This window comes from Kitasatospora sp. NPDC002551 (assembly GCF_040296005.1).
Lineage (GTDB): Bacteria > Actinomycetota > Actinomycetes > Streptomycetales > Streptomycetaceae > Kitasatospora.
The window spans coordinates 1-25,787 of record NZ_JBEOWI010000066.1 but is presented as its reverse complement, the minus strand read 5'-3'; the positions used below and the strand labels follow the sequence as shown (position 1 = coordinate 25,787).

At 74.9% G+C, this 25,787-nt stretch carries 16 protein-coding genes; 5 read left to right on the top strand and 11 right to left on the bottom strand.

Going from position 1 to position 25,787, the window contains the following annotated elements; all coding sequences use genetic code 11:
- Positions 1-316: 316 nt before the first annotated feature.
- Positions 317-4,264 carry a type VII secretion protein EccCa gene (eccCa, locus tag ABT093_RS35165; RefSeq protein ID WP_350571260.1) on the top strand — a complete coding sequence of 1,316 codons (3,948 nt, stop codon included), beginning with the start codon at positions 317-319 and terminating at the stop codon, positions 4,262-4,264.
- 470 nt (positions 4,265-4,734) lie between these two features.
- Positions 4,735-6,150 (top strand): APC family permease, encoded by a 1,416-nt coding sequence (locus ABT093_RS35160; RefSeq protein ID WP_350571258.1) that lies wholly within the window; start codon positions 4,735-4,737, stop codon positions 6,148-6,150.
- A gap of 146 nt (positions 6,151-6,296) precedes the next feature.
- On the opposite strand, the gene mycP is transcribed toward ABT093_RS35160, so the two are convergent.
- The 4 genes from mycP to ABT093_RS35140 all read right to left on the bottom strand — a co-directional run bounded on the left by mycP (position 6,297) and on the right by ABT093_RS35140 (position 10,161).
- Positions 6,297-7,532, bottom strand: a complete 1,236-nt coding sequence (mycP, locus tag ABT093_RS35155) for a type VII secretion-associated serine protease mycosin (protein WP_350571257.1) — start codon at positions 7,530-7,532, stop codon at positions 6,297-6,299.
- 91 nt (positions 7,533-7,623) lie between these two features.
- A complete protein-coding gene (locus tag ABT093_RS35150) occupies positions 7,624-7,917 on the bottom strand; it encodes a WXG100 family type VII secretion target (RefSeq protein ID WP_350571255.1) in 294 nt (97 codons plus the stop codon).
- Between the two features lie 77 nt (positions 7,918-7,994).
- Positions 7,995-8,300 (bottom strand): WXG100 family type VII secretion target, encoded by a 306-nt coding sequence (locus tag ABT093_RS35145; protein ID WP_350571253.1) that lies wholly within the window; start codon positions 8,298-8,300, stop codon positions 7,995-7,997.
- A 184-nt stretch (positions 8,301-8,484) separates the two neighbouring features.
- Entirely contained in the window at positions 8,485-10,161 is a 1,677-nt protein-coding gene (locus tag ABT093_RS35140; RefSeq protein WP_350571251.1) for a type VII secretion protein EccB, read from the bottom strand.
- Between the two features lie 170 nt (positions 10,162-10,331).
- Between ABT093_RS35140 and eccE the strand changes: the two genes are divergently transcribed.
- The 3 genes from eccE (at position 10,332) to ABT093_RS35125 (ending at position 14,893) form a co-directional block, all read left to right on the top strand.
- A complete protein-coding gene (gene eccE, locus ABT093_RS35135; RefSeq protein ID WP_350571249.1) occupies positions 10,332-11,747 on the top strand; it encodes a type VII secretion protein EccE in 1,416 nt (471 codons plus the stop codon).
- Positions 11,747-12,517: a hypothetical protein gene (locus ABT093_RS35130; protein ID WP_350571248.1), complete on the top strand. Its 771-nt coding sequence runs from the start codon at positions 11,747-11,749 to the stop codon at positions 12,515-12,517. The genes eccE and ABT093_RS35130 overlap by 1 nt, the downstream gene beginning before the upstream one ends.
- A 138-nt stretch (positions 12,518-12,655) precedes the next feature.
- Positions 12,656-14,893 carry a MinD/ParA family ATP-binding protein gene (locus ABT093_RS35125; protein ID WP_350571246.1) on the top strand — a complete coding sequence of 746 codons (2,238 nt, stop codon included), beginning with the start codon at positions 12,656-12,658 and terminating at the stop codon, positions 14,891-14,893.
- Positions 14,894-14,955: 62 nt separating this feature from the next.
- On the opposite strand, the gene ABT093_RS35120 is transcribed toward ABT093_RS35125, so the two are convergent.
- The 7 genes from ABT093_RS35120 to infB form a co-directional block, all read right to left on the bottom strand.
- Positions 14,956-15,900 carry a bifunctional riboflavin kinase/FAD synthetase gene (locus ABT093_RS35120; RefSeq protein WP_350571244.1) on the bottom strand — a complete coding sequence of 315 codons (945 nt, stop codon included), beginning with the start codon at positions 15,898-15,900 and terminating at the stop codon, positions 14,956-14,958.
- A gap of 65 nt (positions 15,901-15,965) precedes the next feature.
- Positions 15,966-19,685 carry a trypsin-like peptidase domain-containing protein gene (locus tag ABT093_RS35115; protein WP_350571243.1) on the bottom strand — a complete coding sequence of 1,240 codons (3,720 nt, stop codon included), beginning with the start codon at positions 19,683-19,685 and terminating at the stop codon, positions 15,966-15,968.
- A gap of 192 nt (positions 19,686-19,877) precedes the next feature.
- A complete protein-coding gene (gene truB, locus ABT093_RS35110; protein WP_350571241.1) occupies positions 19,878-20,783 on the bottom strand; it encodes a tRNA pseudouridine(55) synthase TruB in 906 nt (301 codons plus the stop codon).
- A gap of 66 nt (positions 20,784-20,849) precedes the next feature.
- Complete coding sequence (locus ABT093_RS35105; RefSeq protein WP_350571239.1) at positions 20,850-21,956, bottom strand: DHH family phosphoesterase; 1,107 nt, start codon at positions 21,954-21,956, stop codon at positions 20,850-20,852.
- A 2-nt stretch (positions 21,957-21,958) separates the two neighbouring features.
- Positions 21,959-22,402 (bottom strand): 30S ribosome-binding factor RbfA, encoded by a 444-nt coding sequence (gene rbfA, locus ABT093_RS35100; RefSeq protein ID WP_350571237.1) that lies wholly within the window; start codon positions 22,400-22,402, stop codon positions 21,959-21,961.
- A gap of 151 nt (positions 22,403-22,553) precedes the next feature.
- Positions 22,554-22,850 (bottom strand): DUF503 domain-containing protein, encoded by a 297-nt coding sequence (locus tag ABT093_RS35095; RefSeq protein WP_350571236.1) that lies wholly within the window; start codon positions 22,848-22,850, stop codon positions 22,554-22,556.
- Between the two features lie 133 nt (positions 22,851-22,983).
- Positions 22,984-25,787 (bottom strand): translation initiation factor IF-2 (gene infB, locus ABT093_RS35090; RefSeq protein ID WP_350571235.1); only part of this gene is annotated, 2,804 nt, incomplete at its 5' end.

The following is a 25,787-nucleotide window of genomic DNA, read 5'->3' as shown; positions in this document are numbered from 1 at the left end:
GGTCGGTCTGGCTGTCGCGCGGGCGCCGGCCGGGCGGAACCGGCCCGGCGGGGCCACGAGTTGGCGCGGCGTTACCCTACCCGCTCGGTTCGTGTCCGGCCCCGTGGAGGGCGGGCGGGTCCGCCGGGGCGGGTCCCCAGTAGGATCGGCCCCCTGCGCAAGGCGGCGGGGGCGGCGCGCGCCTCCTCCGGTGCCTGCGGCCGGCGGAGCGGGGGCGGCGTCACACGGGGCGCCCTCGCCCGTACGTATCCAGTGGCGTGAGGGCTGATGCCGTGGTGATCGAGCGAAGCGTTGGTGGTCGGAGGGTGGGGCGCGCATGGGTGTGATCACCGTCAAGCGGCCGCCCCGGGCCTATCCGCCCGCGGTGGCGGACGAGCCGGTGGAGCTGGTCGCCCCGCCCGAGCTGCCCCGGTCGGGCGGCGAGGACTGGGTGATGAGCATCCTGCCGATGCTCGGCATGGGCGGATCGGCGGTGTTCTTCTTCTCGCCGGGTGCCCAGGCCCCGATGAAGATCATGGGCGGTCTGATGATCGTCTCCACGGTCGGCATGGCGCTCGCGCAGATCGTCCGGGCCCGCAAGGGCGGCTCCTCGGCCACCGCGGACGAGCGGCGCGACTACCTCAAGTACCTCCAGCAGATGCGCCGCCAGGTGCGCCGGACCGCCGAGCGCCAGCGCGGCGCGCAACTGTTCCTGAACCCCGAGCCGGACCAGCTCTGGTCGATCGTCGCGGACGGCCGCCGGCTGTGGGAACGGCGCGCCGGGGACGCCGACTTCGCGCAGATCCGGGTCGGCCGCGGACCGGTGCAGCTGTCCACCCCGCTGGTCGCGCCGCAGACCGCGCCGATGGACGAGCTGGAGCCGCTGTCGGCGGCCGCGATGCAGACCTTCCTGAAGGCGCACGGCACCCTGCAGGACCTGCCGTTGGCGATCTCGCTGCGCGCCTTCTACCACATCACGGTCTGCGGCGACCCGGACACCGTCTACGGCAACGTCCGGGCGATGATCGCCCAGTTGACCACCCTGCACTCGCCGGACGACCTGCTGGTCACGGTGGCCGCGGCGCCCGGCGCGGTGGACGAGTGGGAGTGGACCAAGTGGCTCCCGCACAACCAGCACCGCAAGGAGAACGACGGCGCCGGTTCGCGCCGGCTGATCGCCACCGGCCTGGGCGAGCTGGAGCTGCTGCTCCAGGACGAACTCGCCGGCCGCCAGCGGTTCGTCCGGGACGCCGCGCCGGCGCCCGACCAGCCGCACATCGTCGTGGTGATGGACGGCGCGTCGGTACCGCACGACTCGCTGCTGGCCGGCGCCGAGGGCGTGCACGGGGTGACCATCGTCGAGGTGGTCCCGGGCGACCTCGACGAGCCGACCGGGCACCTGGTCGTCACGGTCTCGCCGGACGAGCTGGTGCTGCGCTCGGCCTCCGGCGCCACCTACTCCGGCGCCCCGGACACCCTCTCCGCCTGGCAGTCCGAGGCGCTGGCCCGGCAGCTGGCGCCGTACCGGGCCTCGGCCGGCGGCGACGACGAACCGCTGCTGTCCAACCTGGACTTCACCGACCTGATGAACTCCGGCGACCCGGGCTCCTTCGACGTGACCCGCAGCTGGCGGCAGCGGGCGCAGCACGAGCGGCTGCGGGTGCCGATCGGCGTCGGGGCCGGCGGCGAGCACGTGTACCTGGACATCAAGGAGGCCGCGCTGGAGGGCATGGGCCCGCACGGCCTGTGCGTCGGCGCGACCGGCTCCGGCAAGTCCGAGCTGCTGCGCACCCTGGTGCTGGGCCTGGCGATGACGCACTCCTCGGAGACGCTGAACTTCGTGCTCGCCGACTTCAAGGGCGGCGCGACCTTCGCGGGCATGGCGGACATGCCGCACACCTCCGCGGTGATCACCAACCTGGAGGGCCAGCTCACCCTGGTGGACCGCATGCGGGACGCCATCGAGGGCGAGCTCAACCGGCGCCAGGAGCTGCTGCACCGGGCCGGCAACTACGCGAACATCCACGAGTACGAGCGGGCCCGGGCGGCCGGCGCGGCGCTGGACCCGCTGCCGTCACTGGTGCTGATCATCGACGAGTTCTCCGAACTCCTCACCGCCAAGCCCGACTTCATCGACATGTTCATCCAGATCGGCCGGATCGGCCGGTCCCTCGGGGTGCACCTGCTGCTGGCCTCGCAGCGCCTGGAGGAGGGCAAGCTGCGCGGTCTGGACACCTACCTCTCCTACCGGATCGGTCTGCGCACCTTCTCGGCGGCCGAGTCGCGGGCGGCGATCGGCGTCCCGGACGCGTACCACCTGCCGCCGGTGCCGGGCGTCGGCTACCTGAAGTTCGGCACCGACGTGATGGAGCGGTTCAAGGCGGCGTACGTCTCCGGGCCCTACCGGGCGCCGGGGCAGCAGCGGTCGACCGGTGGCCGGCTGGTGACCGCGCGGCCGGTGCGGTTCACCGCGGCCGAGGTGCCGGTGACCGAGCCGCTGGTGCAGGAGGTCGAGCCGATCGTCGAGGAGCCGGACGACGCCCTGGCGGACACCGTGCTGGACGTGTTCGTGCAGCGGATGGCGGGCCAGGGACCGGCCGCGCACCAGGTGTGGCTGCCGCCGCTGGACGCCCCGCCGAGCGTGGACCAGCTGCTGCCGCCGCTGCAGGCGACCGCCGAGCGAGGGCTGACCGCGCCGCAGTACGGGGCGCTGGGCCGGCTGCGGGTGCCGGTCGGCATCGTCGACAAGCCGCGCGACCAGAAGCGCGACATCCTCGACCACGACTACGCGGGGGCGGCCGGCCACGGTCTGGTGGTCGGCGGTCCGCGCTCCGGCAAGTCGACCATGATCCGCACCACGGTGGCCTCGTTCGCGCTCACCCACACCCCGCTGGAGGTGCAGTTCTACCTGCTGGACTTCGGCGGCGGCGGCTTCCAGTCGCTCCAGGAGCTGCCGCAGGTCGGCGGGGTGGCCGGGCGGCTGGACGCCGAGAAGGTGCGCCGGATGGTCTCCGAGGTGCACGGCGTGCTGAACCGGCGCGAGGAGCTGTTCCGCGCGACCGGGCTCGACTCGATCGTCACCTACCGGGCCCGCCGGGCCTCCGGCGCGCTGCCGGACGAGCAGTTCGGCGACGTCTTCCTGGTGATCGACGGCTGGAACACCTTCAAGCAGGAGTTCGAGGCGCTGGAGCCGGTGATCGGCGACATCGCCCAGCGGGGCCTGGGCTACGGCGTCCACCTGATCATCACCGCGGCCCGGTACGCGGAGGTCCGCCCGGCGCTCAAGGACCTGCTGCAGAACCGGACCGAGCTGAAGCTCGGCGACTCCATGGAGTCCGAGGTGGACCGCCGGGTGGCGCAGAACGTGCCGGCCGTGCCGGGGCGCGGTGTCACCGCGGACCGGCTGCACTTCCTCACCGGTCTGCCCCGGCTGGACGGCTCCGGCTCCGTGGAGGACCTGCAGAACGGCGTGACCGGGCTGGTCTCGGCGGTCGCCGGGGCGTGGACCGGCCCGCGCGCGCCGCAGGTGCGGATGCTGCCAGCGGTGCTGGACGGGCACTCGCTGCCGAAGGGCTTCGAGCACCCGGAGCGGGGCGTCGCGTTCGGCGTGGACGAGGCGGAGCTGGCGCCGGCCTTCGTCAACTTCGAGACCGACCCGCTGTTCATCGTCTTCGGCGACACCGAGTCCGGGAAGTCCGCGCTGCTGCGGATGCTGGTCAAGCAGATCACCGAGCGGTACACCCCGGACCAGGCCGGCATCGTGGTCGGCGACTACCGGCGCGCGCTGCTCGGCGTCGTCCCGCCGGAGTACCTGGTGGAGTACGCGGCCGCGCAGCCGGCCATGACGTCCGTGGTCGAGATGCTGCGCGGGGCCTGCGCGCGGCGGCTGCCCGGGCCGGACGTGACCGCCGAGCAGCTGCGCAACCGCAGCTGGTACAGCGGCAAGGACATGTTCGTGGTCGTCGACGACTACGAGCTGGTGGCGACCTCCTCGGGCAACCCGCTGGCGGTGCTCGCGGAGTTCCTGCCGTTCGCGCGGGACATCGGCCTGCGGGTGATCGTCGCGCGCAGCGCGGGCGGCGCCGGGCGCTCGCTGTACGAGCCGTTCATGCAGCGGATGCGCGAGCTGGGCGGCCAGGGCGTGCTGCTCTCGGGCAACCGGGACGAGGGCCCGCTGCTGGGCACCGTCAAGCCGCAGGCGCTGCCGCCGGGCCGGGGCGTGTACGTCTCGCGCCGGGTGACCAGCGGGCAGATGGTGCAGACGGGCTGGCTGCCGGCGCCGTAGCCGCCGGTTCTCGTCACGGAGCGTGTTCGAAGGGGTCGGGTCCTCGGATCCGGCCCCTTCCGTCGTCCCACGTGCCGAAACGTTACCTAGATCTTTCCGGGCGGGGGCTGCGGTTCCCGTACCCGGCCCGGTGCCCGGCGGGCGGCGCCGGGGTGTCCGGCCGACCTGCCCCCGCATTCCGGAAGCGCCTTTGAATAGGTGCATGCAACCTGGCGTTCACCTTGGATTCAAGCGCGATGTGGCGAAAGTAACAAGTCGGACATACATAGTGATGACAGTTAGTGATCATCGGATCGCATGTTTATACGCCGTACAGCAACGGATTCCGAAGCGATTCCGGCATTGACGCGATCGATACGGCCAAGGTTCCATGGCGGCCCGGGAGCGACAGGACCATAAACCGAGCCAGCAGCCAGCGGAGGCGATACCGCTCCCTCTCCAGGACCAGCACAGAGCCGATCGGATGCCACATGACCGACACGCTTCGCCCGCCCGCCACCGCGGCCCCCGCCGCGGCCGCCGCAGGCGCGCCCGACACCCAGCAGCAGACGCTCAAGCGCTCGATCGGCGTCGTCGGCGGCACACTGCTCACGCTGTCCTGCGTCACCCCGGCCTCCACGCTCTTCGTGATCGTCCCGGAGCTGTTCTCCAGCATCGGCAGCGCCACCGCGCTGGCCATCGCGATCGGCTCGGTGCTCTGCATCGCGGTCGCCTTCTGCTACTCCGAGCTCGGCACCCTGATCCCCAGCGCCGGCGGCGAGTACGCGATGGTCGGCACCCTGGCCGGGCGCCTGGCCGGCTGGCTGGTCTTCGTGCTCTCGCTGATCGTGGTGATGATCGTCCCCTCGGTCATCGCCCTCGGCACCGCCGACTACCTCGCCCCCGTGCTGCACGTCGACAAGCCGCTGGCCGGCGCCGCGGTGATGCTCGCCGCCACCCTGGCCGGCCTGCTGGACCTGCGCGCCAACGCCTGGATCACCGGCATCTTCCTGGTCCTGGAGGTCGTCGCGGCCGGCGTCGTGTCGGTGCTCGGCTTCGCCCACGCCAACAGCGGCGCGCCCAGCATGCTGCACGGCGTGGTCACCGGCGAGGACGGCGTCACCACCACGGTGAGCGTCGGCGCGATCATCGGCGCCCTCGGCATCGCGCTCTTCATCACCCAGGGCTTCTCCACCGCCGTCTACCTCTCCGAGGAGCTGGAGAACCCGCGCCGCAACGTCTCGCGCACCGTGCTGTGGACGCTGGGCATCTCCGCCGCGATCCTCCTCGTCCCGGTCGCCGCCATCACCATGGGCGCCCCCGACCTGGCGACGCTGAGCTCCGGCGACATCTCCGGCATGGTCACCGCCTGGAGCAACTCCGCGGTCGGCACCTTCATCAGCCTCTGCGTCGCGCTGGCCATCATCAACGCCGGCATCGTCATGGTCATCCAGAACTCCCGGGTGCTGTTCGCCTCGGCCCGCGACAAGGCCTGGCCCGGCCCGGTCAACAAGGCCTTCGGCACCCTGGGCCGGTTCGGCTCCCCGTGGATCGCCACCCTGGCCGTCGGCCTGCCGGGCGCCGCGCTCTGCTACGTCAAGGGCGAGCTGCTCAGCGAGATCACCGGCGTCGCCGTCACCGGGATGTACCTGCTGGTCGCGATCGCCGCGCTGCTCTCCCGCCGCAAGCACCACAAGCACGCCGCCGCCTGGCGGATGCCGCTGTGGCCCGCCGTCCCGGTCGTGCTGATCGTGGTCCTGGGCTACGTCATCACCCAGCTGGACGTGGTGCCGCTGCTGTGGACCGGCGGCATCACCGCCGCCGCCACCCTCTACTGGCTGCTCTACCTGCGCCCCCGCCAGGAGACCCACTGGGTGATCAGCCTCCCCGAGGACCAGCAGGGCTGACCCCTTCCCCCGAACCCCCACCCTCCCCCACACGGCAGTGCCCCGGGCTCCCCTGGCCCGGGGCACTGCCGCGTCCGCGGGCCCCCTCCTGAGCGTCACCGGCTCGCCGGGCTCGGGACGACCCCGCCGGACGCGGGAGGCGGCCGTCAGGTTCGTCGACGGTGGTCGCGGAGCACCACGCCGCCGCCGATCAGCAGCGCGACCAGCAGGGCGCCGATGCCCAGGACGTAGGTCGCGGTGCGGCCGTCGCGGTCGGCCTGGGTCTCGCCGAGGCCGAGCGGGCGCGGCACGATCGGGGCGGAGGCCAGCTCGACCGGCGGGTCCGCCACCGGGCGGTCGGCGGGCGCGGCGGGCGCCGTGGTCACCGCCTTCACCGGGTCGACCACGCCCCAGCCGATGTACTCGTTCGCCTTGTGGTCGGTGCGCTGCGCGGTCTGCTCGATCCAGGCCCGCACCTGGCTGGGCTTCCAGTCCTTGTGCGCGCCGACCAGCAGCGCCGCCAGGCCGGCCACGTACGGCGCGGCGAAGCTGGTGCCGTTGTCCACGCACTGCCCGCCGCGCGGGACGGTGGAGAGCATGTCGACCCCGGGGGCCGCGACGTCCACGAAGTCGCCGTACTGGGAGAAGTAGGTGCGCTCGTTGTTGCGGTCGGAGGCGCCGACGGCGAGCACCGTGCGGAACGCCGCCGGATAGGTGTCGCCCTTCTTGCCGTCGTTGCCGGAGGAGGCGACCACCACGACGCCCTTGTCCTCCGCGTTGTCGATCGCGGCCTTCAGCTCGTCGTAGCCGACGAACCGGGTGTCGCCCGCGCCGCGCACGTCCTGCGAGATGTTGATGACCTTGGCGCCCTGCTGGACGGCCGAGTTGACGGCCGCGACCAGCGAGTGCACGTCACCGTTGCCCTCGGCGTCGTTCTGCCGGATCGACAGGATCACGGCGCCCGGGGCGATGCCGACGAAGCCGGTCTGCTCGCTGCGGGAGGCCGCGATGATGCCGGCCACCTTGGTGCCGTGGCCGACCCGGTCGTCCTTGCCGCCGCCCTCGACCGGCTTGCCCTCCTTGTCCTTGAGCAGCGAGCCGCCGTCGAGGACCTTGTTGGCGAGCTGGGGGTTCTGGTCGTCCACCCCGGTGTCGATGACCGCGACCAGCACCCCGGCACCGGTGACCGTGCCGCCCTGCCAGAGCTCGTCCAGCACCATCCGCTGGAGCGACCACGGGACGGCCTGCACGTTCTGGGCGTTCTTGCCGCACTCCCCCGCGGCCGAGATGCCCGGCCCGTCCGCCGCCGCCGGCACCGTCAGCGGGCCGCCGAGCAGCCCGAGCGCGGCCGCCGCCGCGGCCACCGTCCGGTACCTGACCACCGGCACCCTGCCACCCCTCATGTCGTCCACCTGGTTGCACGCCCGCGCGCCGAAGGCGGGCGCCCGCTCGGGGCACCCGCCCTTCGGCGCGCGGCGTTCGGGCCGTGAAGCGTCAGCCGGTCCAGAGGGAGGCGTTGCGGTTCTCGGTGCTCCGGTAGCTCTCGGCCGCGTTGTCCAGCGACTTGGCGATCTGCTCCAGCACCTGCTGCAGGTGGTTGGCGCGCTCGTCCCACTTGGTCTGGTGGGCCCGGTAGCCCTGCTGGGCGGCGCCCTCCCAGCTCGCGGCGATCTTGGTGACGCCGGCCTTCAGCTCCTCGAGCTGGTGCTTGATGGTGCCCGCGGTGCGGCGGACCTCCGAGCTGGCGTTCTTGATGGACTCGAAGTTGACGAGAATGTGGTCGGCCACGATGTCTCCTAGTCGAGGCTGCGAGGCACCCGGTCAGCCCGGGTGCGCGTCGCGGGGTGAACGGACGGAGCCGGGGATCAGGCGCCGGAGGCGGCGGACCCGAAGATCGCCTGCTGGTCGGCGTCGGCCTGGGAGTACTTCTGGGTCGTGAGCTCGATCGCGTCCTTGATCGCGCGCAGCGACTTGTTGAGCTCCTGGGCGTCCGTGTTGAACTGGCCCTGGAGGTTGGTGTACGCCTGCGCGGCCTGGCCCTGCCAGCCGCCGGTGATCGAACCCACCAGGTTGTTCAGGCCGTTGATCTCGGTGTTGATCTGGTTGATGACCTCGTCCATGTGCTTGGCGAACGCCAGCATCTCCTGAGCGGTCGTCCTGAACTGAGCCATGCTCTACCGTCCCCCATGAGACAGACCTCGTGACCGGGGGGCGTCTCCGGCCCCCGGGCATCACCGGTGTGATGTCGTGCAGCACTGTAGTCGGCACACGCAGCTCACCCAACACTGGGCGACGGTCGGTTACCAAGCCATGACATCGCGACCAATTCCTTTGCACCGCCCAGCCCCAGGCTCCTCAGGCGTTCTGCTGCTGCGCCGCGCTCTTCGCGTTGAGCGCCGGCCCGGCCGGGACCAGGTTCGACCACTGCTGCGGCACCAGCGCCGGCTGCAGGCCCTGGTAGCCCAGCCGGGCCTGGTTGCCGCCCGCCTCCTCGGGCTGCGGCGGGCCGGAGGGCGTCGCCGGCTGGGCCGACGGGGTCTTCGGCGCCCCGCCCTGGCCGGCCGGCTGACCCGGCTGGGCCGGTGCGGTGGTCTGACCGCCCTTGCCGCCCTCGCTGCTGGCCGGCACCGCGTAGCGCAGCCCGGTCTCGGTGATCAGGAAGTCGGTGCCGGAGCCCTCCGCGGAGTTGTCCAGGGCGCGGTAGAACAGACCGTGACCGGGCGTCACGTGCGCGGTGGACGCGCCGTTGCTGTAGCGCACCGGGTAGTCCGGGCCGGCCCAGACGCTGCGCCGGGGCGTCCGGCCGTCCTCCGCCACCCCGTCGAAGGTGCTGCAGACCACCGGGCGGGCGTCCTTCGGCGCCTTCCAGTTGTTGGCCGGCGCGCCCGTGCTGACGGGCCAGTCGGCGGCGCCCGAGGCCATCAGCGGCACATCGCTGTTGACGGCGGCGTGCTCGGCCGGGGTCAGCGGGTCGATCCGCGGGCTCTTGTCGGCGTCCTGGTTGTACAGCGGCTGCAACGCCGGGTTCTGCCGGATGAGTTCGGCCTGGAACGGGGTGACCAGCAGCAGCTGGTTCTTGCCCACGACGTAGTGCTTCTCGCCGAACCGCACCAGCCGGCCGACCTTGCGGTCCGCCGGGTTCTGCAGCGGCACCGTGGAGTTGGCGGTCCTGGTGTCCGGGACCAGCCCGTCGATCTTCGGGAAGACGATGTCGTTGCCCGGCACGAGGGTCTCCAGCCAGTCCTTCTTCACCTTCTGCGGGGTGGCGGTCGCCCCGAAGATCGCCCACATCAGCTGGGAGCGGGTGGTGTCCGAGTCCTCCGGGCCGCCGATCGCGTGCTTGCGGCCCTTGTCGTCCACCAGGAACAGCCGCTGCTTGCCCTGGCCCGCTCCCTGGCCGGAGGCGGTCACCTGCGGGTCGTCCGCCTGCTGCACCAGCAGCGTCTGGCCGACGTCCAGCTTCCGGTCCTTGGCGCCGAGCGCCTCCGCGTCGGCGCCGCCCGCCACGAACACCGCCTGGTCGACGGTGCCGCCCTGCTCGTCGCCCGGGCGGTCGCAGACCGACCACTTCATCGGCCGGCTCGCGTTCTCCTTGCTCGGCAGCTTGTCCGGCGCGTACGGGATGCCGATCGTCGGACCGTGGTTGGGGTAGCGGTCCAGCACGCCGTCGTCGACCACCACGACCTTGGAGTCCACCGGCAGCACCAGCCGCGCCGAGGCCATGTTCAGCACCTGGTGCAGCCGCTTGGTCCTGCCGTCCGGGTCGGTCAGCACCACGTACCGGGTGGTGCTCTGCTTGCCCTGGACGATGTACTTGCCCTCGTCCCAGCCCACCGGCGCGCTGGGCTTGAACACCCCCCAGAGACCGAAGCCGCCCACCACCAGGGCGCCGACTATCACGCTCGGCAGCACCGCCTTGACCGGCCGGGGCGCGTCCTCGTCGCTCCCCCCGCCACCGGGCAGCAGAAAGGCCGCGACCGTGCGCTTGCGGGCGAAGGTGTAGGCGTTCAGCTCGTCGCGGCGCGATGCCATCCTCGTCGTCTCCCCTGTCGGACCGTCCTGCCCCGTGCCCCGCACCCCCCGGGCGAGAACACGCTCGAACCCTCTACGATGCGGCAGCAGACGGTGAGTACGGTACGGGTACGGTTCACGCACCGGCCAGCCGGGCCGCGACAACCGAACCAGAGAGGGGCACTCGGGGGATGCCAAGCCAGACCGCTCCAGGGCGCCGGAGCACGGCACGGGGCAGCGGTGCGCGCCGCTCCGCACGACGCGGCCGGGCCGACACCGACGGCTCCCCCGCACCGGACCACGGCGCCCGCCCGGCCCGTTCCGGCGGCGGCGACGGCCCCGTCCCGGTGCGCGTCCATCCGCGGCCCGGACTGCTCGGCGGGCGGCTGAGGCTCCAGCAGCTCGTGCTGGTCGAGGTGGCGGTGGCGCTGGTCGCGGTCGGCTGGACGATCAGCCGGCCGGTCGCCGGCGGCTTCGGTGCCGTCGCGCTCGTCCTGGTCCTGCTCGCGATCGTGCCGCTGCGCGGACGCACCGTCCCGGAGGCGCTGCGGGTGCGTTCCGCGCTCAAGGCCCGCCGCAAGCGGGCCCGCGCGCACGTCCCGCCGCCCGGCACCGACCCGGCGCTCGCCCCCGCCCTGGAACTCGAACCCGCCCTGCGCACCTGCACCCACGCCACCGAGGCCGACTTCGGCGGCCGGCCGGTGCGCCGGGAGACCGGCATGGTCGGCGACGGCACCTTCCTCAGCGCGGTCCTGCTCGTCCAGGCCAAGGACCTGCCGCTGCGTCCGGCCCGCACCGCCCGGCCGCTGCCGCTGGACGTTCTCTGCTCCGCGCTGCGGGTCGACGACATCGCCCTGGAGTCGGTCCAGCTGGTCCAGCACACCCAGCCGGCGCCCGCGCCGCACCTGCCCGAGCAGTCGCTGGCCGCCCGCGCCTACCGCGAGCTCGCGGACGGCACCGCGACCCCCGCGCTGCGCCTCACCTGGGTGGCGCTCAAGCTCGACCCGGAACGGGCCGCCGGCGCGGTGCGCGCCCGCGGCGGCGGCGAGCAGGGCGCCCGCAAGGCGCTCCAGCGGGTCACCGACCAGCTCGCCGGGCGGCTGAACAGCGCCGGCTTCAACGTCACCGTGCTCGACGAGCGCGAGCTGATCGCCGCCCTGGCCATCTCCAGCTGCGTCAACCCGCTGGCCACCGCCGGGCGCCAGGGCAGCGGCAGCGGCGGCGGCAGCGGTCGGCGCACCCAGGAGACCAACCGGTTCTGGCGGGTCGACGACCGCTGGCACAGCACCTACTGGATCTCCCGCTGGCCGCAGCTCGGCCGCCCCGGCGGCGCCCCCGGCCGGATCGCCGTCCCCGACCTGGTCAACCTGGTCACCGGGGCGCCCGCGCTGGCCAGCACCTTCAGCCTGACGGCCGGTCACGGCACCGGCGGCTCGGTGGCGCTCAGCGGCCACCTCCGGGTGACCGGGCGCAGCGAGAGCGAGGCCGTCGAACTCGGCCGCCAGGTGGAGGCGCGGGCCCAGAGCACCGGGCTCGGCCTGACCCGGCTCGACCTGGAGCAGGCCCCCGGCGTCCTCGCCACCCTGCCCCTGGGAGGTGCTTCCTGATGGCGTACCGGACCCACCCCGTCGCCCCGCAGAGCGGGGCCGAGCCGCAGCCCCGGGTCCGGCCCCGGCTGCTGCCCGGCTTCGGGCTGCGCGGCCCGCGCCGGGAGAAGCACGTACTGGCCCTCGCGGAGCTGGAGGCGATGTCCTTCCCGGTCGGCGACGACGGCGTGCTGATCGGGGAGGACGTGCACCAGGCGCGCCCCGCCGTCCTCGGCCTGTTCCGGCCCAGCGCCCACGAGCTGGTGCTGGTCGGCGGTCTGTGGACGGCACAGGTCATCGCGCTGCGGGCGGCCGCCACCGGCGCGCGGATCGCCGTCGAGACCGCCCGCGCCCACCTCTGGGGCCCGATGGCGCAGGCCGCGGGCGGCGGGCAGCCGTGCGTGACGGTCCACCAGCCCGGCCGGCTCGGCCCGCAGGGCGCCTCGGTCGGTTCGCCGGTGCTCGTGGTGCGCGACCTCGGCGCCCGCCCGCCGCGCAGCCGGCTCTCCGCCACGCCCTGGCAGACCGTGCTGACGCTGGTGCCGCACCTGGGGCCGAACGCCGTCCGGGTGCTCAACTCGGCCGACCTGGTCGGGGTGCAGCGGGTGATGCCGGAGGAGGCCGAGCTGATCGGGCGGGTGCTCTCGCTCGGCCCGGGCGAGGTGGCCGCGCTGCCGTCGCTGCCGGACGACCTGACGCTGTGGACGACGCGGATGAACCGTCAGTACGTCCGGATCGTGGCGGGCCAGGCGGAACAGCAGGTCCTGGGCGGTCCGCGGCGCCTCGACTGACCCGCGCGGCCCCTCGGCGGCCCTTCCGCGGCCCTTCCGGAGATGCGGCACCGCCTTCAGCCGGGGGTGGCCCACGGCCTAGGCTGTGAGACGGCAACGGCACCGCGAACGTGCGGCGGCGAACACGAGGGAGCCTAGGTGAGCAGCGATCGGGACGGCGTCTACGTCGGCGACAACGCGGCGGAGGACGACGACGACTGGTCCGACGCGCCCGACTACACTCCCCCGTCCTGGTACGTGCAGACGGACGCCGCGGGCGCTCCGGCGCCGGCTCCGGGCGCGACCGCCGCGAGTGCCCAGGTGACGCCCCCTCCGGGCGATGCGGCCGCTCCGGCGGCGGCCGGGCCCGGCCCCGCGGCGGGGCCTGCCGCGGGGCCGCCGGCCGTCGCGCCGCCGACCGTTCCGGTTCAGCCGCAGGTCGAGGTCCCGGCTCCCGCCCAGACCGTGCCGCAGCCGCCGGTCCAGCCGCAGCCGGCCGAGGCCGCCGCGCCCGCCCCGGCTCCCGTTCCCACCCCCACCCCCGCGGCCGTCCCGGGCGTCGCCGGGCAGGCGCCGCACGCGCCTGCCGGGCCGGCCGCGCATGCCGTCCCCGTGCCGGTGCCGGAGCCCGCTCCGGCACCCGCGCCGCCGGTCGGCCAGGGCTGGCCGCCGGCCGACCCGTCGGCTCCCGCGCAGCCCGGCCCCGCCCAGCCGCAGGCCGCCGTCCCGGTGCCCCAGCCGTACCCGGGCCCCGCCCAGCCGCAGCCCTACCCCGCTGCTCCGGGCCAGCCGCAGCCCTACCCGCAGGACCCGGCCGCCTGGGCGGCCCCCCAACAGGCCCAGCAAGCCCAGCAAGCCCAGCAGGCCCAGCAGACGCCGCAGCCCGGCCAGCAGGCGCCGCAGCCTGGGCAGGCCCCCACCGCCGACCCGCGGGCCGGCGGCTGGCCGCAGACCAACGCCTACCAGCAGCCGGCGCAGCCCCAGCCCGGCGCCCCGCAGTGGCAACAGCCGCATTCCGCGCCGGTCGCGTTCCAGCAGTCCGGCGCCCCGCAGCAGACCGCGCACGGCGCGCCGCTCGGCTACACCGCCGCCGTCGAGCTGTCCTCGGACCGGCTGCTGCGCAGCCAGCCGAAGCAGCAGCGCCAGCAGCCGCGCTTCCAGTTCGGCGGCAAGGCGGCGGCCGCGGAGAAGGCCCGCAAGCTGGAGATCATCCGCACCCCGGTGCTCAGCTGCTACCGGATCGCGGTGATCAGCCTCAAGGGCGGCGTCGGCAAGACCACGACCACCACCGCCCTCGGCGCGACGCTGGCCAGCGAGCGCCAGGACAAGGTGATCGCGATCGACGCCAACCCGGACGCCGGCACCCTCGGCCGCCGGGTCAAGCGCCAGACCGGCGCCACCATCCGCGACCTGGTGACGGCCATCCCGCACCTGCGCAGCTACATGGACATCCGTCAGTTCACCTCGCAGGACCTGCACTCGGGCCTGGAGATCCTGGCGAACGACGTCGACCCGGCCGTGTCGACCACCTTCAACGACTCGGACTACCGCCAGGTCATCGACGTGCTGGGCCGCCAGTACCCGATCATCCTGACCGACTCCGGCACCGGTCTGCTGTACAGCGCGATGCGCGGGGTGCTCGACCTCGCCGACCAGCTGATCATCGTCTCCACGCCCAGCGTGGACGGCGCCTCGTCCGCCTCCACCACCCTGGACTGGCTCTCCGCGCACGGCTACGCCGACCTGGTGCAGCGGTCCATCACCGTGGTCTCCGGAGTCCGCGAGACGGCCAAGATGATCAAGGTCGAGGACATCGTCGCGCACTTCCAGACCCGCTGCCGGGGCGTGGTCGTGGTCCCGTTCGACGAGAGCCTGGCGGCCGGCGCCGAGGTCAACCTCGACATGATGCGGCCCAAGGTCCGCGAGGCGTACTTCGACCTGGCCACCCTGGTCGGCGAGGACATCATCCGGGCCCAGCAGGCCGCCGCCCAGCAGGCGAGCTGGCAGCAGCCCCAGCAGCAGGCGGCCCAGCCGCAGCCCCCGGCGCCGGGCTACCCGCAGCCGCAGCCCGGTCCGCAGGCCCAGCCGCCCTACGGCCAGCCGTACCCGAACGGCTACCCGCAGCAGCCCGGCCAGCCGGGCGTCCAGCCCGCGCCGGGGGCGCCGTGGGCCCCGCAGCCCGGCCAGGCCCCGCCGCCCCCGCCCGGCTACGGGTACCCGCCGCAGCACCCCGCGCCGCCCGCCTCCGCGTCCCCGGCACCGGCGCCCGCGCCGGAGTGGCAGCAGCCGGCCACCCCGCCGCCGCCCGGCTACGGCTACGGCCTGCCCGACGACAACCAGCAGCAGCCGCCGCCCGGCTACGGCTACCCGCCGCCCGCCCCGCCGCAACAGCAGTAGCAGCGCACGCCGAGGGCCCGCCGACCTCCCGGTCGGCGGGCCCTCGTGGTGTCCGGCGGCGGTCAGCCGGCCTCGGTCAGTTCGCGGGCGCGCTTCACGTCGTCGGCCATCCGGTCCAGCAGCGCCTCGATGGAGTCGAACTTCTCCATCCCGCGCAGGTAGACCAGGAAGTCCACCGCCACGTGCAGCCCGTACAGGTCCAGGCCGACCCGGTCGATGGCGTACGCCTCGACGGTGCGCGTGGTGCCGTCGAAGGTGGGGTTGGTGCCCACCGAGATCGCGGCCGGCATCCGCTCGCCGTCGGCCGTCAGCCAGCCCGCGTACACGCCGTCGGCCGGGATCGCGCTGTGCGGCACGGTCTCCACGTTGGCGGTCGGGTAGCCCAGCTCGCGGCCGCGCTGCGCGCCGCGCACCACCACGCCCTCCACCCGGTGCGGGCGGCCCAGCACCTCGGCCGCGCCGGCCACATCGCCGGAGCCGACCAGCCGGCGGGTCAGCGTCGAGGAGAACGGCTCGCCGTCGCCCGCCGCGCCGCGCACCTGGAGGTCGACCACCTCGACGCCGCAGTCCGCGGCCCGGCCCAGCTCGGCCAGCAGCGTGACGTCGCCCGCCGCCCGGTGACCGAAACGGAAGTTCGGCCCCTCGACGACCAGGCAGGCGTGCAGCGCGTCCACCAGCACCTGCCGGAAGAACTCCTCCGGCGACTCCTTGGAGAACTCGGTGGTGAACGGCAGCACCAGCACCGCGTCCACGCCCAGCTCCTCGATGAGCTCCGCCCGGCGCGGCTGCGGGGCGAGCAGCGGCGGGTGGGTGCCCGGGCGGACCACCTCGCTCGGGTGCGGGTCGAACGTGACGACCACCGAGCGGACGCCCCGCTCGCGGGCGCGCTCGACCACCCGGTTGATGATCAGCTGGTGTCCGCGGTGGACCCCGTCGAACGAGCCGATGGTGACGACGCTGCGTCCCCAGTCATCGGGGATCTCCTCCAGGCCACGCCAGCGCTGCACCTGACCGCTCCTTGTTCCCTACGGCGCGTACCGTCCGTACGCTCAAACGCTCAAAACCCGAACCCCTATAGCGTGCCATGCGCCTGTCCGGAGTTCGGCACCGGAAGGCAGGTTGAGCGCTCCGTCGGGTTCCGAGGCCCGGTCGCGGGCGTCCGCGGCGCCCCGGAACCGCCCGCGCGCTCGGCCTCCGCCGCCGCGTACTGCGGGTCCCGCCCGGCCGCCACCAGGGCGCGCAGCCGGTCCAGCCGCGGCCCCACCGGGCGCGCCGGGCGTTCGTCCCCCGGCCAGCGCGCCAGCAGCGCGGCGAAGGCCGCCGACCGCCCCGCGCAGCGCACCAGCAGCCCGTCGGCGTCCGGCAGCCCGGCCGCCGCCCGCACCAGCACCGCGCGGGCCCGTGCCGGCCGCTCGGCCGCGCAGTGCTCGGCCAGCCCGGCGACGGCGGCGGCCAGCACCTCCGGATCTCCCTCGGTGGCCAGCAGGGTGTCCAGCAGCTCGCAGCGCAGGGCGTCCGCCACCGGGTCGGGCACCGGACGGGACAGCACCTCGGCGAACGGCCGGCGCACGGCCACCGCGCGGGCCGCCAGGGCGCTGTTCAGCAGCACCCGCAGCTCCAGCCGGGCCACCGCCCCCTCCACCGTCCCGTGCGCCAGCCGGCGGCCCAGGTAGTCGACGGCGACCGGACCGGCCAGCCCCGGCCGTTCGCGCAGCAGCCGGGCCGCCAGCTCCGCGGCGCAGCGCACGGCCAGCGGCGCCCGGGCGTCGGCCAGCACCCGCAGCGTCCCGGCCACCGGCGCGCCGGCCGGGTCCGCGGCGGCCGGACCGCCCAGCCGGTCCGCCAGCGCCGCGAGGACCTGCTCCGGGTGGCTCTCCAGTGCCGGGGCCAGCGCCCGCGCGGTCAGGAACGGGTCCTCGCCGCGCCGGTAGACGGCCAGCGCCGCCGGCAGGTGCCCGGCCCGGCTGCGCCCGTCCCGCAGCAGCAGGGCGAGCGCGGCGCCGTGCAGGGCCGGCTCGTCCTCCCGGTCCAGCAGGGCCAGCGCGGTGAACCGCAGCAGTTCCGGCCCGGCGCCGCGCGCGTACGGGGCGGTGCGCAGCGCGTGCACCGCGGCGGCGACATGCCGTTCGGGCCGGGGGTCGTGGCTCCAGCGGTCGACCGCGCGGCAGAGCGCCGAGGGCTCCTCGACGGCGAGCACGGCCAGCAGGGCGTCCGCCCGCGGGTGCGCGGCCCCGGCCAGCGCCTCGGTCAACTCGTCCAGGGCCAGCGCCCGGTGGGCGAACAGCAGGTCGTGCGCGAGATCGGCGACGGTGACCCCGGGGCGGCCGGGCAGACCGCGCGGATCGTCGAACCAGGCGCACAGCGACGGCAGCACGCCCGGCGGGTCGGCGCGCAGCCGGGCGGCCACCGCGGCGAGGAACGGCCGGTCCGGCCCGTCGGCGGCCACCAGCCTCCGGTACAGGGCGAGTTCCTGCTCCGCCGGCAGGCCGAGCCCGGCCCAGAACGCCGGACCGAACCCGCCCAGCCCCGGCACCGGCAGCCGCTCGAACCCACCCGCGGCGGCCGCCCGCTCGACGATCCGGTCGGCCAACTGCTCTAGCAGCGCGCGGTGTTCGCCGATGCCGGGGCTGGCCACCAGCCCCGCGGTGAGCAGCGCGCCGGCCCACCAGCCGGGTTCGCTGCCCGGCGGGCGCAGGTCCACGGCCCGCCAGAGCCGGTGCAGCCACGGATCCAGCGCCGGCGCGCCCCAGGTCTCGCCGATCCGCCGGAGCGCGGCGGCCACCGGTCCGATCCGGTGCCGCGGCACCAGGACGCCCGGGCCGGGCGTCCTGCTCCCCGCCCACCCGCCGGCGGCCCCGGCGGGCACCGGCGGCGTGTCCTCGGCCTCGCCGAGCAGCAGCCGCAGCGCCGCGTCCAGGTCCAGGTGCAGACCCTGCAGCCAGTCCGCGAACTCCCCGTGCGCGAAGCGGTGGCCCGGCCCGGCCGGGACGAACAGCCCCTCCGCCAGCACCGCCGTCGCCCAGCCGCCGGCCGCCGGGAACAGCTCCTCGAACGCGGCCCGGTCCAGGCCCCCCTCCCCGGCGCCGAGCATCCGCCGCGCCGCCTCGTGCACCCGCCCGGCCACCGCCGCCGCCGTGCGCCGCACCCGCCCGGTGTCCTCCCCGGCCGGCCGGACGGCGCCCCGCCGGTGGGCCCCCGGCCGCCGGGTGCGGCCGTCCCCGGCGAGCCGCTGGGCCACCCGCAGGCAGCACAGGTCGAGGTGGGCCGCGAACAGCTCGCCGCGGCGCACCGGCGCACCGCGCAGCCCCTGCGCCCACAGCTCCCCCGCCAGCCGGAGCGCCAGCGGGTGCCGGGCGTCCTCCCCCGCCGGTGTGCCCGGCGGCAGGCCGTAGCGCCGGCGCACCCGGTCGGCCGCCTCGGCGGGCAGCGGACCGAGCCGGCGGACCACCACCCGCACCGCCCCCGCCCGCTGCCGCGCGCCGGCGACCGGCACCAGGAAGTCGCCCGCCGTCCCGCCCGGTGCCAGCGCTTCCCAGCCCTCCTCCCCGCAGACGGCCAGCAGCCGCGCCCCGGCCGCCGCCAGCCAGCCCGCCGAGGTCCGCAGCCAGTCCGCGTCGAGCGGCACCGGCGCCTCCTCCGGGCCGTCCAGCACCACCAGCAGCGGCCGCCCGGCCGCCGCGCAGAGCGCCGCCACCGCCGCCGCCCCGGGCGGCGGCACCTCCAGTCCGGCCGCCGCCGAGGCGAGCGCGCGTTCCACCGCGCCCGCGAGCGAGAGGTCACCGGCCGGCAGGTCGGCCCCGCGCAACCAGAGCGTGGGCTGCGGCCGCTCCCCGGTACCGCGCCGTACCGCCACGGCCGCCGCCTCGGTGCTGCGCCCCGACCCGGCCGCTCCCACCAGCGCCACCACCCCGGCCTGCGGCCCGCAGCTGTCCGTGCTCCCCGCCACCAGGAGATCGGCCCACTCGGCCAGGCCGTCGGGGCGGTCCACCCGGTCGGCGGCCAGGGCGGCCACCCGGCCGGGGCCCGCGCCCGCCGCCGTGAGCTGGGCGGCGGTAAGCCGCAGCACCCCGGCCGGGTTGAGGGCGCTTCCGTACCCGGGCACCTCGGCCGCGTTGCGTGCCAGCGCCTCGGCGAGCGCCGGATCGTCCGCCCCGGCGCCCCGGACCGGGACGGCGGTCGGCGGCCCCGGCCGTCCGGGGGCCCGCAGGCCGGGCGCGACCACGGCGACCACCGCGCCGCTGCCCGCGTCCAGCACCGGCGCCCCGGCCGGGACGGCCGCCGCGTCCGCCGCCGAGGGCACGTCGAGCAGCAGCACGCCGCCGATCAGGTGGAAGCGGTCGGCCTGCGGGTACACCGCCCCGGTGGTCGCGGCGGCGCCGCAGCGCAGCAGCACCGTCCGCCCGTCCGCGCGCCCCTCGCCCCGCACCGGGACGGGTACCAGCAGCACCTCGCCGCCGTCGGCCCGCGGCGGCGCCGCGAGGGGCAGCGGCGGGACGGGCAGCCCGCCGGCCGGGCCGGTGCTCAGCAGGGCGAGCCCGTGCCCGGGCAGCGGCCGGACGTGCTCCGGGCCCACCACCCGGGTCTGTCCGCCGTGGAGGTGCAGCACCACCCCGTCGAGGCCCGCGACGGCCTCGTGGGCGGTGAGGACGGTGCCCTGCCGGTCCACGACGAAGCCGAGCCCGCGCAACCGCCCGTCCCGGTCGCGGATCCGCAGCAGCGAGCGGCCCGCGTCGCCCGCCGCGCCGGCGTCGTCCTCCCCCGGAAAGCCCCTGAAGCCCCGCAGTCCCGGCATGCCCGCAGCCCTCCCCGCAGGGCCGGCCGGCCCGGGAGTGGACGCGTCGCGGCGACCTGCTCGCCGCCGGGGAGCCTGCCCGGCGCGAGCGCGGACCGACCGCGCCCGCGCCGTTCACGACCTCGGTTCACCTCGCGCGCTCCCCCGTACGGGTGAAGCTTCTTGAGGGTACGGACGGCGCGCCGGCCCCGGTCAGCCGACGAAGACGGCGACCGGGCGGGCCTGGCCGCCCTTCTCCTCCGCCAGGGCCAGGAAGGTGCCGTCCGGCCCGAACACCGCGATCGGCCCGTCCACGCCCAGCCCGGGCGCCTTCAGCCGGGCGCCGTGCGAGAGCTGCTTCGCCTGGTCGGCGTCGAGGTCCCAGCGCGGGAAGGCGGCCGCCGCGGCCTCGGCGATCGGCAGCACCTCCAGCTTCTCCTCCAGCTGCTCCAGGGTGTGCGCCGACTCCACCCCGTACGGCCCGACCTTGGTGCGCCGCAGCGCCGTGAGGTGGCCGCCGACGCCGAGCCCGGCGCCGAGGTCCCGGGCGAGCGCCCGGATGTAGGTGCCGGAGGAGCACTCCACGGTCACGTCGAGGTCGATCACCGGCGTGCCGTCCTCCGCCACCGCCGCGCGCTGCTCGTGCACGGTGAACGCGTGGATGGTGGTCGGCCGGGCGGCGAGCTCGAAGTCCTCGCCCTCGCGCACCCGCGCGTACGACCGCTTGCCGTCGATCTTGATCGCGCTGACCTTGGACGGCACCTGCATGATCTCGCCGGTGAGCGCGGCGATCCCGGCGTCGATCGCCTCCCGGCTCACCGCGCCGGCCGGGGCCGAGGAGGTGACCTCGCCCTCCCGGTCGTCGGTGACGGTGGTCTGGCCGAGCCGGATGGTCGCCTCGTAGGTCTTGGCGGTGAGCATCAGATGGCCGAGCAGCCGGGTGGCCCGCTCGACGCCGATGACCAGCACGCCGGTGGCCATCGGGTCGAGGGTGCCGGCGTGGCCGACCTTCCGCGTCCCGGCCAGCCACCGCAGCTTGGCGACCACCCCGTGCGAGGTGATGCCCTCCGGCTTGTCCACGATGACCAGGCCGTCCGGGCCGGTGCCTTTGCGCTTCATCAAGTTCTCTCTGTCAAAGCCCTGCAAACATCAACCGCACCGCCAAACTACCGAACCCGGGCGCGGCTACCGAACCCGCAGCGCGGCCCGGAAGCGGTCCACCACCGCGGTGACGTCCTCCCGGGCGGAGAAGCCGGCCGCGAAGACGTGCCCGCCGCCGCCCAGCTCGGCGCAGGCGGCCGCGACGTCCACCGCGCCCTTGGAGCGCGAGGAGCCGCGCAGCGTGCCGTCCGGGTCCTGCTTGAGCACCAGCGCCACCTCGGCCTCGGCCGGGCGGCGCAGGATGTCGATCAGGCCCTCGATCTCCTCGACGGTCACGCTGAACAGCACCAGGTCCTGGTACGGCACCCAGGTCCACACCAGACCCAGCCCGCCCGCCGCCCGCGGCTCGTAGACGGCCCGGTCGAGCGCGCCGGCCAGCACCTTGAGGTAGCCGAAGGAGGAGGTGTCCCACAGCTGCCGGGCGATGAGGTCGTGCCGGATGCCGGTGGCGAGCAGCCGCGCGGCGAGCTCGTGGGTCGCCGGGGTGGTGGCCCGGTACTTGAACGAACCGGTGTCGGTGGCGACACCGGTGTAGAGGCAGGTGGCCAGGTCCTGGTCCAGCTCGACGCCGAGCCGGCGCAGCAACTCGTCCACCAGGACGGCGGTGGCCGGGGCGCTCGGGTCGATCAACTGGTGGGTGCCGAAGCCGGGGTTGGAGGCGTGGTGGTCCAGGACGGCCAGCACCGGCGCGGCGAAGGCCTTGTCGTGCAGCAGGCCGAGCCGGCTCCGCGCCGCGACGTCGAAGCAGAGCACCAGCTCGGGGGTGTCGGGCACCGCCTCGGCCGGCACGATCAGCTCCTGGCCGGGCAGGAAGGCCAGCGACTCGGGGACGATCTGCGGGTCGTCGCCGAAGGAGACCCGGACCTCCTTGCCGAGCCCGCGCAGGGCCAGCCCGGCCGCCAGCGCGGAGCCGAGCGCGTCGCCGTCCGGGCAGATGTGGCAGATCAGGTCGACCGAACGGGCCCGCCCGATCTCCGCGACCACCTGCTGCCAGACCAGCTCGAACCCGCTCTCCTCGGCGCGGGGTCCGGGAAGCACCGCGAGGGCGTCCTCCACCGTGTCGGTGGAGGACGCCCCCGTGGTCGAACCGGTACCGGCCGCGGAACCGGCCGCCGCCGGCTCACCCGCCATGACTACTCGTCCTCGTCGTCACGCTCGGACGCCGGAACCTTGTACGGGTCCGCGTCGCCGGCGTAGGTCGCGCCCGCGGCGGTGGTGCGCACCGCGGCGTCGATGGCCCGGGCCCGGTCGAGCAGGTCGTCGATGTTCCGGGCGTTCTCCGGCAGCGCGTCCGCGACGAAGGTCAGCGTCGGGGTGAAGCGCACCCCGGTCTGCTTGCCGACCTCCGAGCGGAGCACGCCCTTGGCGCTCTCCAGCGCGGCGGCCGTGGCCTCGCGCTCGGTGTCGTCACCGAAGACGGTGTAGAAGACGGTGGCCTCGCGCAGATCGCCGGTCACCCGCGCGTCGGTGATGGTCACGAACCCGAGCCGCGGGTCCTTGATCCGGCGCTCCAGGGTCTGGGCGACGACCACCTGGATGCGGTCGGCGAGCTTGCGCGCCCTTGCGGTGTCGGTCACGTTGCCTCCTCGTGCAGTGGGCCTGGTACCCGGGCGTGCTGCGCACCCGTCGGGGCCCCTGCCCCAAAGTACCGGCCCGCGCCCAGCCTTGTGGGCGCTCTCGGTCCTGATCCGTGTGAGAACGGCGACTCGCGCCGCCGCTCCACGGCTCTCATTCGTCGTCGTCGTTGTGGTAGCGCCTCCTGGCGGAGAGCAGCTGAACCTCGGGGCGGCCGGCGACCAACCGCTCACAGCTGTCCAGGACCTCGGTGACGTACCCGGCCTCGCCGGCCACCACCGCCAGGCCGATCTCGGCCCGCCGGTGCAGGTCCTGGTTCCCGGTCTCGGCAGCGCACACGCTGTACTTACGCTGCAGTTCGGCCACGATGGGCCGCACGATCGACCGCTTCTCCTTGAGCGACCGGACGTCGCCCAGGAGCAGGTCGAAGGTGAGTGTTCCCACGAACATGTGTGACAGGTCTCGCCGACCTGAAGGCCTCGGGGAGCGGTCCCGAACCGGACCGCTCCCCGGACCCTACACAGCAGGACCGGGGCCGGTCGACGGAAATTCCACCCGTCGACCGGCCCCGGCAGCCACCCGCTTACGCGCGCGGCTTCTCGCGCATCTCGTAGGTCTCGATGATGTCCTCGACCTTGATGTCGTTGAACGAGCCCAGGGTCACACCGGCCTCGAAGCCCTCGCGGACCTCGGTCGCGTCGTCCTTGAAGCGGCGCAGACCCTCGATGGAGAGGTTCTCCGCCACGACCTTGCCGTCGCGCAGCAGGCGGGCCTTGGCGTTGCGGCGGATGATGCCGTCGCGGACCAGGACACCGGCGATGTTGCCGAACTTGGAGGAGCGGAAGACCTCGCGGATCTCCGCGGCGCCGAGGCGCACCTCCTCGTACTCCGGCTTGAGCATGCCCTTGAGGGCGTTCTCGATCTCCTCGATCGCCTGGTAGATGACCGAGTAGTACCGGACGTCCACGCCTTCCTTCTCGGCCGCGGCGCGCGCACGACCCTCGGCGCGCACGTTGAAGCCGATGATGATGGCGTCCGAGCCCATCGCCAGGTCCACGTCGGACTCGGTGATGGCACCCACACCGCGGTGCAGGACCCGGAGCTCGACCTCCTCGCCCACGTCCAGCTTGACGAGGGCGTCCTCAAGGGCCTCGACCGAACCGGAGACGTCACCCTTGATGATGAGGTTGAGCTGCTCGATGGAGCCGGCGGCGATGGCCTTGTCCAGGTCCTCCAGGGACACCCGGACGCGACGCTGCGCGAAGGCGGCGTTGCGGTCGCGGGCCGAGCGCTTCTCGGCGATCTGGCGGGCGGTGCGGTCCTCGTCGACGACGATGAAGCTGTCGCCGGCGCGGGGCACCGAGGTCAGACCGAGCAGCAACACCGGGCGGGACGGGCCGGCCTCGGCGAGGCTGTTGCCGTTCTCGTCCAGCATCGCGCGGACGCGGCCGTAGGCGTCGCCGACCACGATCGAGTCACCGACGCGGAGGGTACCGCGCTGCACGAGCACGGTCGCCATGGCGCCGCGGCCCTTGTCGAGGTGGGCCTCGATCGCGATGCCCTGCGCGTCCTGCTCGGGGTTGGCCCGCAGGTCGAGCGAGGCGTCCGCGGTCAGGACCACGGCCTCCAGCAGCTGGTCGATGTGCAGACCCTGGCGCGCGGAGATGTCGACGAACATGGTGTCGCCGCCGTACTCCTCGGCGACCAGACCGAACTCGGTCAGCTGACCGCGGACCTTGGTCGGGTCGGCGCCCTCGACGTCGATCTTGTTGACGGCGACCACGATCGGCACACCGGCGGCCTTGGCGTGGTTCAGCGCCTCGACCGTCTGCGGCATGACACCGTCGTTGGCCGCGACCACCAGGATCGCGATGTCGGTGGACTTGGCACCACGGGCACGCATGGCGGAGAACGCCTCGTGACCCGGGGTGTCGAGGAAGGTGATCGGGCGCTGCTCGCCGTTCACCTCGGTGACCACCTGGTACGCACCGATGTGCTGGGTGATGCCACCGGCCTCGCCGGCCACCACGTTGGACTTGCGGATGGCGTCCAGCAGGCGGGTCTTACCGTGGTCGACGTGACCCATGACGGTGACGACCGGCGGGCGCGGGGCCAGCTGGTCCTCGTCGCCCTCGTTGGCACCGAAGTCGATGTCGAACGACTCCAGCAGCTCGCGGTCCTCGTCGTCCCGGCTGACGATCTCGAGCTGGAAGCCCATCTCGTCGGCCAGCAGCTGCAGCGTCGCGTCGGAGACCGACTGCGTCGCGGTGACCATCTCACCGAGGTTGAACATGACGGAGACGAGCGCGGCCGGGTTGGCGTTGATCTTCTCCGCGAAGTCCATCAGCGAGGCGCCGCTCGACAGGCGAACGGTCTGGCCGTTGCCGCGAGGCAGCATCACACCGCCGACGGACGGGGCCTGCATGGCCTCGTACTCCTGGCGCTTCGCCCGCTTCGACTTGCGACCACGGGCCGGACGGCCACCGGGGCCACGGCCGAAGGCACCCTGCGTGCCACCACGGGCACCCGGGCCACCGGGACGGCCGCCGAAGCCACCCGGACGCGGACCGAAGCCACCGCCGCCGCCCGGGGCACCGCCACCGGGACGGGGGCCGCCGAAGCCGCCACCGGCCGGACGCGAGCCCGGACCGGCCGGACGGCCCTGGAAGCCCGGACGGGCGCCACCGGCACCCGGACCACCCGGACGGCCACCGGGGCCACCCGGACCGCGGCCACCCGGGCCGGGACGCGGGCCCGGACCGGCCGGACGCTGCGGCATCATGCCCGGGTTCGGACGCGGCATGCCCGACGGGGTCGGACGCGGGCCGGCCGGACGCGGCATGCCGTCGGGGCGCGGAGCACCGGCACCCGGGGCACCCGGAGCGGCCGGACGCGGCGCGCCACCGGGACGCGGGGCGCCACCCGGACGGGGGGCACCGGCGCCGGGGGCACCCTGGCCACCCGGACGGGGACGGTCGCCACCCGGACGCGGGGCACCGGCGCCGGGGGCACCCTGGCCACCCGGACGGGGACGGTCGCCACCCGGACGCGGACGGTCGCCGCCCTGGCCGGCCGGCGCACCCGGACGCCCACCCGGCGCGCCGGGACGGCGGTCGCCGGGGCGGGCCATACCGGTGGCGCTACCCGAGGTGAACGGGTTGTTGCCCGGACGCGGACCGGCCGGACGCGGGCCCGGACGGGCACCGCCGGTGGCGGCACCGGCCGGACGCGGGGCCTGGGCGGCCGGGCGCTGGGCCTGGGTCTCACCGGCCACGGGGGCCGGCGAGGAGAACTCGGCCGCCGGAGCGGCCGGAGCCGCGGCGGGGCGCGGCGCGGGGCGCGGGCCCGGCGTCGGCGCACCGGCCGGCTTGGGCGCGGCCGGGGCGG

Excerpts from the sequence above, each read along its gene's own strand:
- mycP (WP_350571257.1), bottom strand. The coding sequence starts at position 7,532 with ATGAGGGGTGGCAGGGTGCCGGTGGTCAGGTACCGGACGGTGGCCGCG.
- ABT093_RS35095 (WP_350571236.1), bottom strand. The coding sequence starts at position 22,850 with ATGTTCGTGGGAACACTCACCTTCGACCTGCTCCTGGGCGACGTCCGG.
- ABT093_RS35115 (WP_350571243.1), bottom strand. The coding sequence starts at position 19,685 with ATGCCGGGACTGCGGGGCTTCAGGGGCTTTCCGGGGGAGGACGACGCC.
- eccE (WP_350571249.1), top strand. The coding sequence starts at position 10,332 with ATGCCAAGCCAGACCGCTCCAGGGCGCCGGAGCACGGCACGGGGCAGC.
- truB (WP_350571241.1), bottom strand. The coding sequence starts at position 20,783 with ATGAAGCGCAAAGGCACCGGCCCGGACGGCCTGGTCATCGTGGACAAG.
- ABT093_RS35145 (WP_350571253.1), bottom strand. The coding sequence starts at position 8,300 with ATGGCTCAGTTCAGGACGACCGCTCAGGAGATGCTGGCGTTCGCCAAG.
- ABT093_RS35160 (WP_350571258.1), top strand. The coding sequence starts at position 4,735 with ATGACCGACACGCTTCGCCCGCCCGCCACCGCGGCCCCCGCCGCGGCC.
- ABT093_RS35140 (WP_350571251.1), bottom strand. The coding sequence starts at position 10,161 with ATGGCATCGCGCCGCGACGAGCTGAACGCCTACACCTTCGCCCGCAAG.
- ABT093_RS35130 (WP_350571248.1), top strand. The coding sequence starts at position 11,747 with ATGGCGTACCGGACCCACCCCGTCGCCCCGCAGAGCGGGGCCGAGCCG.
- eccCa (WP_350571260.1), top strand. The coding sequence starts at position 317 with ATGGGTGTGATCACCGTCAAGCGGCCGCCCCGGGCCTATCCGCCCGCG.
- ABT093_RS35105 (WP_350571239.1), bottom strand. The coding sequence starts at position 21,956 with ATGGCGGGTGAGCCGGCGGCGGCCGGTTCCGCGGCCGGTACCGGTTCG.